This window comes from Caballeronia sp. AZ10_KS36 (genome assembly GCF_023631105.1).
GTDB lineage: Bacteria > Pseudomonadota > Gammaproteobacteria > Burkholderiales > Burkholderiaceae > Caballeronia.
The window spans coordinates 112,178-121,956 of sequence record NZ_JALQDQ010000008.1; the positions used below are offsets into that span (position 1 = coordinate 112,178).

The following is a 9,779-nucleotide window of genomic DNA, read 5'->3' on the forward strand; positions in this document are numbered from 1 at the left end:
TTCCGGTTTGCTTCGGAACTGGCGAGAATGGCGTTTTTCCGACGCCACTTCATATCCGATGCTTCCACTTCCTGCCCCGACTTTCGATGACGTCGCCGATGCCGCCCGCCGTATAGACGGCGTCGCCCATCGCACGCCGGTTCTCACGTCCCGCACGGCGGACGAAATCGCCGGCGCGTCGCTCTTTTTCAAGTGCGAGAACTTCCAGCGCATGGGCGCTTTCAAGTTCCGCGGCGCGTTCAACGCGCTTTCGCATTTCGACGACGCTCAGCGCGCGGCCGGCGTCATCACGTATTCGTCGGGCAATCACGCGCAGGCGATCGCGCTTTCCGCCAGGCTCGCCGGCATCCGCGCGACGATCATCATGCCGGAAGACGCGCCCGCCGCGAAAATCGCGGCGACGCGCGGCTACGGCGGCGAAGTCATCACGTATGACCGCTACACGCAGAATCGCGAGGAGATCGGCCGCGTGCTGGCCGAAGAGCGCGGCATGACGCTGATTCCGCCGTATGACCATCCGCATGTGATCGCGGGGCAGGGCACGGCGGCGAAGGAGTTGATCGAGGAAACCGGGCCGCTCGATTATCTCTTCGTGTGTCTCGGCGGCGGCGGGCTGATCGCGGGCTGCGCGCTCGCGGCGGCGGCGCTGTCGCCTTCGTGCAAGGTCATCGGCGTCGAGCCGGAAGCGGGCAACGACGCGCAGCAGTCGCTCGCGCGCGGCGAGATCGTGCATATCGAGGTGCCGCGCACCATCGCGGACGGCGCCGCGTCCACGCACGTCGGCGAATACAACTTTCCGATCATCCGCAAGCACGTGGAGCGCATTGTCACGGTGAGCGACGCGCAGCTCGTCGATACGCTGCGCTTCTTCGCCGAGCGCATGAAGATGGTCGTCGAGCCGACCGGCTGCCTGGCGGCAGCGGCCGTGCTTCAGAAGGTCGTGCCGGTGGAGGGCAAGCGCGTGGGCGTGATCGTGAGCGGCGGCAACGTCGACTTGGCGCGCTTCGCGCAGTTCATCGCGTGAAGCGGGCCGTCAGGACGCCGCGTGAACGATCAGATCGCGGTAGCCGTTGACGATCACGCTGTACGCGAAATAAGCGAACAGCACCGCGGACATCACATGGCACGCGCGCAGGAGGCGCGTGCCGGCGCGCTTGCGGCCGTGGGCGGCGAGCGTGCAGACGAAGAGCGTCCAGCCGAGTCCGCCGCAAAAGAAGCCGAGCAGAAACACCGACGCGCTCATCGGGCTCGTTGCGCCGGCTTTCGCGATCAGCGCGCCGCCGACCGCCGCGAACCACAGAATCGCGCTCGGCGATGAAACCGCGAGCAGGCATCCGCGCAGGAAGCTCTTGAGATGGCTCTGGCGCGGCGCGCGCGTATCCGCTTCGCCCTCGACGGGCGGCGCGGACGCGGGATTCAGCGCCTCGCGCGCCATCTTCCACGTCAGAAACAGCAGCACGATGGCCCCGCCGATCCACACGACCCACCGCACCGCCGAGAATTGCAGCAGCGCGGACATGCCCGCCAGCGCCAGGGCGGCGTAGAACAGGTCGCCGAAACATGTCCCCAGGCCGAGCACGAGCCCCGGCTTGAACCCGTGCGACAGCGCGAGCGAAATGATCGCGACGTTGGCGATCCCGATATCCAGACACAGCGACAGCGACAAGAAGAAGCCGTCCGACATCAACGACCACGAATGCGTCATGCGTGCTCCGTGAGCGCGAGCGTGACGTCGAGATGGCCGGTCGGCACGCGCATCGTGTTCACCATCGGCGGGTGACGGAAATCGTCGAGCGCGGCGCGTTGCTCGCGCGTGCCGATGTCGAGCAGCTCCAGCACGTGCGCGACGATCGCATGCAGCACGTTCGTGTTGCCGTCCTCGACCTTCACCGCAATGCCGAGCGCGCCTTCTGGACGCTTCACGCCGATCGCATAGCTCGCGTCCGCGCCCGTCTTGCCGACGAGCGCGCCGCCGTACGCCCGCATCAAGCGCGTGCAGAAGCGTCCTTCGCCCGCGACGAGTTCGGGATGCGACGTCATCGCGCGATAAATGCGCCCGAGCGGCGAGCCGTCCGGCGCATCGGCGATCTTCATGTAAAGCCGCGCGAGGCGGTCGAGCGGGAAAGCGGGCGTCGGCAGATTGCATCCGTCGATGGCCCAGAGCACGTCGCCGAACGGCAGATCGACTGCCTGCGCCGTCGCATGCTTCACGCGCGCCTGCAGCGGATGCTCCGGCAGGTGATAGCCGTCGAGCGCCGCGTTCATGGCCCGCGCGCCTGCCAGCATGCCGGCGTGCTTGCCGGAACAGTTGCTGCACACGGGCGTCGGCGTGAAATCGCGGCGAATCCAGTCCTTGTAGACGGCGTCCGATATCGGCGGATGGCCGCCGCACCGCAGATCGCCCTCGCTCGCGCCGGACTTCGCGAGCATCGCGCGGGCGCGTTCGATGTGGCGCGGCTCGCTGCTGTGCGAGCCGCACATCAGCGCGAGATCGGCTTCGTCGAAGCCGAACTGTTCCAGCGCGCCCGTTTCGATCACGGCAAGCGCCTGCGCCGGCTTCGCGGCCGAGCGCGGCAGCGTCACGCGATGCGGATCGCCGAACGAATAGAGCAGACGGCCGTCGGCATCGACCACCGCGACATGCGCGACGTGCGTGTTCTCGACGGCGTTTCCCCGATACAAGGTCGCTGCGATCATGCGTTTTTCCCCGCGTTGTCCAGTCCGATTTCGGTCCAAAGCGCATCGACGCGCCGCTTGACAGCCGCATCCATCGTGATCGGGCGGCCCCATTCGCGGTTCGTCTCGCCTGGCCACTTGTTGGTCGCGTCGAGTCCCATTTTCGAGCCGAGGCCCGCGACCGGCGACGCGAAGTCGAGATAGTCGATCGGCGTGTTGTCGACCATGACGGTGTCGCGCGTCGGATCGACGCGCGTGGTGATCGCCCAGATCACTTCCTTCCAGTCGCGCACGTTGACGTCTTCGTCCACCACGACGATGAACTTCGTATACATGAACTGCCGCAGGAAGCTCCAGACGCCGAGCATCACGCGCTTGGCGTGGCCGGCGTAGCTCTTCTTCATCTGCACGATGGCCATGCGGTAGCTGCACCCTTCCGGCGGCAGATAGAAGTCCGTGATCTCGGGAAACTGCTTCTGCAACAGCGGCACGAAGACTTCATTGAGCGCGACACCGAGCACCGCGGGTTCGTCGGGCGGCTTGCCGGTGTAGGTCGAGTGGAAGAGGGCGTCGCGGCGCAGCGTGATTTTCTCGACGGTGAAGACCGGAAACCACTCCTGCTCGTTGTAGTAGCCGGTGTGATCGCCGTACGGGCCTTCGAGCGCGTGTTCGTAACGCGCGGCGGCGCCTGTCGACGGACGCGGCGGCGCGCCTTCCGGCGCGGGCGGCATCGCGCCTTCCTGCGGATAGATGAAGCCTTCGAGCACGATCTCGGCACGCGCCGGAACCTGCAACGTATCGACGCCCGGCGTCAGGCACTTCGCGAGTTCGGTACGCGACCCGCGCAGGAGGCCGGCGAACTGATACTCAGAAAGCGTGTCGGGAACCGGCGTGACCGCGCCGAGAATGGTGGCCGGGTCCGCGCCCAGCACGACCGCCACCGGATACGGCTTGCCCGGATTGGCGAGCGCGAACTCGCGGAAATCGAGCGCGCCGCCGCGATGCGCGAGCCAGCGCATGATGAGCTTGTTGCGCCCGATGAGTTGCTGCCGATAGATGCCGAGATTCTGCCGCGTCTTGTTCGGCCCGCGCGTGACGGTGAGGCCCCACGTGAGCAGCGGTCCGGCGTCGCCCGGCCAGCAGGTCTGGATCGGCAGACGCGCGAGGTCCACGTCGTTGCCTTCCCACACGATCTCCTGGCAAGGCGGCGCGCTCACCGACTTGGGCGCCATGTCCCACACGGCCTTGGCGAGCGAGAGCAGTTTGCCGGCGTCCTTCAGGCCGCGCGGCGGCTCCGGCTCCTTGAGCGCGGACAGCAGCCTGCCGATATCGCGCAGCGAACTGAGCGCGGCGGTGTCGCTGCCGAGGCTCGCATCGGCGCCGGGCTGCGCCTCGGTTTCGATGCCCATGCCGAGCGCCACGCGCCGCGTCGTGCCGAAGAGGTTCGCGAGCACTGGCATGGTGTGACCGGTCGGCGCTTCGAAAAGCAGCGCCGGGCCGCCCGCGCGCAAGACGCGGTCGGACAATTCGGTCATTTCCAGGACGGGGGAGACAGGCTGCCGGATGCGGCGCAGTTCACCGAGCGCTTCGAGGCGGGCGGTGAAGTCGCGCAGATCTTTATATTTCATCGATGGTCGGACGAGGACTCGAGGCCGCCACATGGAGCGGGACGGGCGGGACGGCTGCGCGCTAGGCGATTGTCGATTTTACCTGCGTGTCAGTCCGTGCGCTGGGAGACATTCAGGAAATTCCGCTGGAAAGCGCCTCCGGCACGTGCGCTGGCACTCCTAAACAGTGTTCATTATTACTGTAAGTAATTGAAACGGAACGGTATAGCATTGACGGATCATTAAACCCTGCTAGAATCCCTTCGCATCCATTGCAGGTTTTGAAACTTTTTACCTTAGCCTCAGGTCTTTTCTCAGACGCTATGCGTCGCCTGCGCCGCACCTGCCCGGCGATTCATGGCTGTTGGTTGTCACGGCCGGCGTTATCGAACGCCGGTTTTTCGCGTGGGAAGCCATCTGCGCATCAAGGGCATGCTGTTCGTGCCGCGCACTCCGGCCGCTTTTGCCGGTTCGGCTTTCCAGACGGCGCATGCCGTTTCCCCGATGCCGCTTACGCCTTGCCAAGAGCGAGCGGTGTCTGATTTGCGCTTTCGAACACCGGTTTATTGGTATTCATCAGCCTAAGTCATGCAACATTGGGAGCATCGATGAACGCTTGGTTATCGTGGCGTCCTGACACTCGCGTCGCGCAAAGTTTGCGCACCGCGCTGCGTCGTGGAAGCCGTATGAGTCACTATCTCTTCAGCCTGGTCGGTTGCGCGGCCATCGTCACGGCGCTCGCGCTGTGGCTTCTGCCGTCCTGGCGCACCACCTTTGCCGCACGGATCATGCCGTTCGTGTCCGCGGCGGTCCAGGCGGGTCCGGCGCGGCTTCTGGCCGGGCAGCCGCTTCCGCCGTTCTCGGCCGTGCATCGCCAGCCGGCGGACGCCGCGCCGGTCAGCCTCGCCGCGAATCCGGAACTGCCGGTTGCGCCGCCGGCGCAGGTGCCGTCGCTCGGCGCCGCCGCCACCGACGACGAGAGCACCCGTCAACTGACGGGCGGCATCAGTCTCGCCGTGTCGCCGAACGGGCTCGATCCGCGCACGATGCCTTCGGTCAGCTTGCTGGCGAGCGCGATTCCGGCGCAGCGCATCGTCGCCGATGCGCGCGACGACCGCGTGCTCGTCTCCACGCGCGAGCAGAAGCTCGTTGCCAGCTTCATCGCGCGGCGGTATCGCGTGGCCGAAGAGCCGGTCAGCGACCTCGTGCGCGCCGCGTTCGACACCGGCCGCGAAGTCGGTCTCGATCCGCTGCTGCTGCTGTCGGTGATGGCCATCGAATCGGGCTTCAATCCGTATGCGGAAAGCGGCGTCGGCGCGAAAGGGCTGATGCAGGTCATGTCGAAGGTGCACTCGGACAAGTTCGAGTACTTCGGCGGCAGCCACGCGGCGCTCGATCCGCTCGCGAACATCAAGGTCGGGGCGCTGGTGCTGAAGGACTGCATCGCGCGGGGCGGCTCGGTGGCGGGCGGCCTGCGCTACTACGTCGGCTCGACCTCGCAGGACGACGGCGGCTATGGCGCCAAAGTGCTCGCCGAGCGTGCGCGTCTGCGCGATGTCGCGCGCGGCCGCAACGTGCCGATCAACGCGCCGCAGGCGCCGGTTCAGGCCGCGCCGAAGCAGGTGCTGGCGTCCGCCTCGGCGGATACGGCCAAGCGCGTTCACGTGACGATCGACGGCGCGAAGAAGGCCGACGCGCAGGACGACAGCGATTCGGGCGAGTCGAAGCACGCCGCGTCCGCCGAACTGGGCGCCTGATCGGTCAGTCGGACGGTCGGACAAAAGAAAAGGGCACCTCATGCGGGTGCCCTTTTTGTCGTCTGCATCGACCGAAACTCCGCGACTGAACTCAGCGACTGAACAAATCCCCGAGCCGCGACACCGCTTCTTCCAGCTTCGAATAAGCCGTCGCATACGAGAGCCGGATGTAACGGTCCGGCGCATGAAAGCCGAAATCCGCGCCCGGCACGAGCACGACGCCCGCGTCGTGCAGCATGGAACGCGTGAGCCTTTCGCTGTCTCCGGCGGCGGGATGCGGCACGCTCGTCGTATCGGCGTAGACGTAAAACGCGCCGTCCGGCACCACCGGCACGCCGAAACCGAGCGAACGCAGCGCTGGCACGATGTAGTCGCGCCGCCGCTTGAACTCCAGCCGCCGCGCTTCGTAGATGGCGAGCGTCTCCGGCTCGAAGCACGCGAGCGCCGCATGCTGCGCCAGCGCCGAAGCGCAGATGAACAGATTCTGCGAGAGCTTCTCGACCGCGCCGACCATCGCGTGCGGCACCACCAGCCAGCCCAGCCGCCAGCCGGTCATATTGAAGTACTTGGAGAAGCTGTTGACCGTCACCACGTCGTCGCCGAACGAGAGCGCCGACACGGGCTTCGCGTCGTAACTCAGGCCCTGATAGATCTCGTCGACGATAGTGAAGCCGCCGCGTTCGCGCACCTTGCCGACGATGCGCCGCAATTCGTCCGGCTCGATGGAGGTTCCGGTCGGGTTCGACGGCGACGCGAGCAGCACGCCGCGCGTCGCGCTCGTCCAGTGCGCTTCGACCTGATCGGCGGTGAGCTGGAAGCGTTCGGCCGGGCCGCTCGGGATCAGCACCGGCTTGCCGTCCGCCGCCGACACGAAGTGCCGGTTGCAGGGATAGCACGGGTCGGGCATCAGCACTTCGTCGCCGTTGTCGACGAGCGCCATGCACGCGAGCAAGAGCGCGGCGGACGCGCCCGCCGTCACCACGATGCGCGCGGGATCGACGGCGAGGCCGAACGCGTCGCGGTAATGCGCGGCGATGGCCTCGCGCAGCGCCGTGACGCCGAGCGCATTCGTGTACTGCGTGACGCCGCGCGTGAGCGCGTCGGCGGCGGCGCGCGTGACGGGCGCGGGCGCCGTGAAGTCCGGCTCGCCGATGCCCATATGGATGATGTCGCGTCCCGCGCGTTCGAGCGCCTGGGCGTCCTTCATCAGTTCCATCACATAGAACGGCTCGATCGCGTCGACGCGGGAGGCGAGCCGCATGAGCGGCTCCGAAGCGGTATTCATGCCGTCGATCCCGTTTCCCGTTAGCCGCGCCCGCGCGCCTGCGCTTCGGCAGGGCGCATGGCGACGGCGAGCTTGTCCAGCACGCCGTTCACGTACTTGTAGCCGTCGGAGCCGCCGAAGGTCTTCGTCAGCTCCACCGCCTCGTTGATCACGACGCGATACGGAATGTCGATGTGATGCTTGAACTCGAACGCGGCCACGAGCAGCACCGCGCGCTCGACCGGCGACAACTGGTCGATGGGGCGGTCGAGGCACGGTTGCAGTTCGGCGGAAAGCGCATCGGCTTCCTTGATGACGCCGTGCAGAATCGCATCCAGATGTTCGTGGTCGGCCTTGTCGAAGCCCTGCGCGTTGCGCAGTTGCGCGTCGATCTCGCCGCCGGGCGCGCCCGACAGCAGCCATTGGTAAAGCCCTTGCGTCGCGAGTTCACGCGAGCGGCGTCGTGCGCTCTTCATGCGCGGTCCTCGTCTTCGTCTTCGTCGTCTTCTTCGTCGCCGCCGAGCTGTTCCAGCGCGACCGACAGGTTTGCCATTTCGACCGCCACGCGCGCAGCGTCGCGGCCTTTTTCGGTCATGCGCGCGACGGCTTGTTCGTCGGTTTCGGTCGTGAGCACCGCGTTCGCCACGGGAATGCCGAAGTCGAGCGCGATGCGCGAAATGCCCGAGCCGCTCTCGTTCGACACGAGCTCGAAGTGGTACGTCTCGCCGCGTACGACCGCGCCGAGCGCGATCAGGGCGTCGAACTGGCCGGATTCGGCGAGCTTTTGCAGCGCGAGCGGAATTTCGAGCGCGCCCGGCACCGTCACGAGCAGCACGTCCTCGCCGATCACGCCGAGGCGCTCCAGCTCCTCGATGCATGCATCCGCGAGGCCGTTGCACACCGGTTCGTTGAAGCGCGACTGCACGATGCCGATGCGCAGGCCGTCACCGTCGAGGTTCGGCTGGTATTGTCCGATTTCCATGTAGAGATCCGTTGGTTTGGAATAAGTTGGATGCAGCGGCTGTCGTGAATCAGGCCGAACGCAGATGCGCGACCGTGCCGTCCGGGGCGCTCGCCGCCGTCGCGGGGCAGCCGGGCATCGGAATGAAGCCGGTCACTTCGAGCCCGTAGCCCGACATGCTGCCCAGGCGCCGCGGATTGGCGAGCACCTGCATCTTGCCGACGCCCAGATCGCGCAGAATCTGCGCGCCGATGCCGTAGGTCTTGAAGTCGATCGGGCGGCGCTGCGGTTTGGCCGCCTTGTCGCTTTCGTCGAGCGCGCGGAAGGTTTCGACCAGATGCTCGCGGCTGTCGCCGCAATTCAGCATGACGATGGCGCCGAGATCGCGCGCGGCGATTTCCTTCATGGCGGCGTTGATGGTCCAGGAGTGCGTGGACGCGTCGATTTCGAGCAGATCCAGCACGGACAGCGGTTCGTGCACGCGCACCGGCGTTTCGCGATCCGGCGACGGCGTGCCGCGCACGAGCGCGATATGCGGCGAGCCGGTCGGTTCATCGCGATACAGCACCGCGCGGAAGGTGCCGTGCGCGGTCTGCATGGTGCGCTCGCTGACCTTCTCGATGATGGATTCCGTGCGGCTGCGATAGTGAATCAGGTCCGCGATGGTGCCGATCTTGATGCCGTGCTGCTCGCCGAACTCGATGAGGTCGGGCAGACGCGCCATTTCGCCGTCGTCGCGGATCACTTCGCAGATCACGGCGGCGGGCGTGAGACCCGCGAGCGCGGTCAGGTCGCAGCCGGCCTCCGTATGCCCCGCGCGCACGAGCACGCCGCCCGGCTGCGCCATGATCGGGAACACGTGGCCCGGCTGGACGATGTCTTCGGCGCGCGCATTGGCCGCGACCGCCGCGGCGATGGTGCGCGAGCGGTCGGCGGCGGAAATGCCGGTGGTCACGCCCTCGGCGGCTTCGATGCTGACGGTGAACGCCGTGCCGTACTGCGTGCCGTTGCGCTGAGTCATGAGCGGCAGGTTCAGCAGCTTGCAGCGTTCCTGCGTGAGCGTGAGGCAGATCAGGCCGCGTCCGTAGCGCGCCATGAAGTTGATCGCTTCGGGCGTGATGAAGTCGGCGGCGACGATCAGATCGCCTTCGTTCTCGCGATCTTCTTCGTCGACGAGGATCACCATGCGGCCGGCCTTGAGCTCGGCGATGATTTCTGGAGTGGAAGCGATCGACATGGTGGCGTCCCGGCAGGTCTGTTTGGGAAAGGCCTGTATTTTACGCCACGGCCGATGGACAGTCGCCGGGAAAACGCGGGGCAGGGCGGCGTGTCGTGCTGCTTGCAACGCTACCGAGCGCTGCGTCGGCTAGGGCAGGGCGTAGGGCCGCGGGGGGGGGGGGGGCGGCCCCCCCCGCCCCCCCCCCCCCACCCCCCCCCCCACCCACCATTAACATATATAATAAACAAAAAACCAAAAAAAAAAAAATACAACAAAAAAAAAAAAAAATAGATAT

The 9,779-nt window shown here is 66.4% G+C and carries 9 protein-coding genes; 2 read left to right on the plus strand and 7 right to left on the minus strand.

From position 1 onward, the window contains the following. Nucleotides 1-58 precede the first annotated feature (58 nt). Nucleotides 59-1,024 carry a threo-3-hydroxy-L-aspartate ammonia-lyase gene (locus NCR35_RS05120; protein ID WP_250533418.1) on the plus strand — a complete coding sequence of 322 codons (966 nt, stop codon included), beginning with the start codon at nucleotides 59-61 and terminating at the stop codon, nucleotides 1,022-1,024. 9 nt (nucleotides 1,025-1,033) lie between these two features. Here the strand turns inward: NCR35_RS05120 and NCR35_RS05125 are convergent, their stop codons facing one another. Genes NCR35_RS05125 through NCR35_RS05135 form a run of 3 tightly spaced genes read right to left on the minus strand, consistent with a single transcriptional unit; the run spans nucleotide 1,034 to nucleotide 4,304 of the window. Then, nucleotides 1,034-1,705: a LysE family translocator gene (locus NCR35_RS05125; protein WP_250533419.1), complete on the minus strand. Its 672-nt coding sequence runs from the start codon at nucleotides 1,703-1,705 to the stop codon at nucleotides 1,034-1,036. Next, nucleotides 1,702-2,697, minus strand: coding sequence for an asparaginase (locus NCR35_RS05130; protein ID WP_250533420.1), 996 nt, complete (start codon nucleotides 2,695-2,697; stop codon nucleotides 1,702-1,704). The genes NCR35_RS05125 and NCR35_RS05130 overlap by 4 nt, the downstream gene beginning before the upstream one ends. After that, nucleotides 2,694-4,304 carry a UbiD family decarboxylase gene (locus NCR35_RS05135; protein ID WP_250533421.1) on the minus strand — a complete coding sequence of 537 codons (1,611 nt, stop codon included), beginning with the start codon at nucleotides 4,302-4,304 and terminating at the stop codon, nucleotides 2,694-2,696. Before NCR35_RS05135 ends, NCR35_RS05130 begins: the two co-directional genes overlap by 4 nt. A gap of 587 nt (nucleotides 4,305-4,891) precedes the next feature. On the opposite strand from NCR35_RS05135, the gene NCR35_RS05140 reads away from it, so the two are divergent. Continuing rightward, nucleotides 4,892-6,040, plus strand: coding sequence for a lytic transglycosylase domain-containing protein (locus tag NCR35_RS05140; protein WP_250533422.1), 1,149 nt, complete (start codon nucleotides 4,892-4,894; stop codon nucleotides 6,038-6,040). Nucleotides 6,041-6,131: 91 nt separating this feature from the next. Here NCR35_RS05140 and NCR35_RS05145 read toward each other — a convergent pair whose 3' ends face one another. From NCR35_RS05145 to ribBA, 4 genes are read right to left on the minus strand one after another with little or no spacing between them, the layout of a single operon-like run. Then, complete coding sequence (locus NCR35_RS05145; RefSeq protein WP_250533423.1) at nucleotides 6,132-7,325, minus strand: pyridoxal phosphate-dependent aminotransferase; 1,194 nt, start codon at nucleotides 7,323-7,325, stop codon at nucleotides 6,132-6,134. Between the two features lie 20 nt (nucleotides 7,326-7,345). After that, entirely contained in the window at nucleotides 7,346-7,780 is a 435-nt protein-coding gene (nusB, locus tag NCR35_RS05150) for a transcription antitermination factor NusB (protein ID WP_175939794.1), read from the minus strand. Continuing rightward, entirely contained in the window at nucleotides 7,777-8,286 is a 510-nt protein-coding gene (gene ribH, locus NCR35_RS05155; RefSeq protein ID WP_250533424.1) for a 6,7-dimethyl-8-ribityllumazine synthase, read from the minus strand. The genes nusB and ribH overlap by 4 nt, the downstream gene beginning before the upstream one ends. Nucleotides 8,287-8,335: 49 nt before the next feature. Further along, the gene (ribBA, locus tag NCR35_RS05160; RefSeq protein WP_250533425.1) at nucleotides 8,336-9,502 is read right to left on the minus strand and encodes a bifunctional 3,4-dihydroxy-2-butanone-4-phosphate synthase/GTP cyclohydrolase II; all 1,167 of its coding nucleotides are present in this window, start codon (nucleotides 9,500-9,502) and stop codon (nucleotides 8,336-8,338) included. Nucleotides 9,503-9,779: the final 277 nt, after the last annotated feature.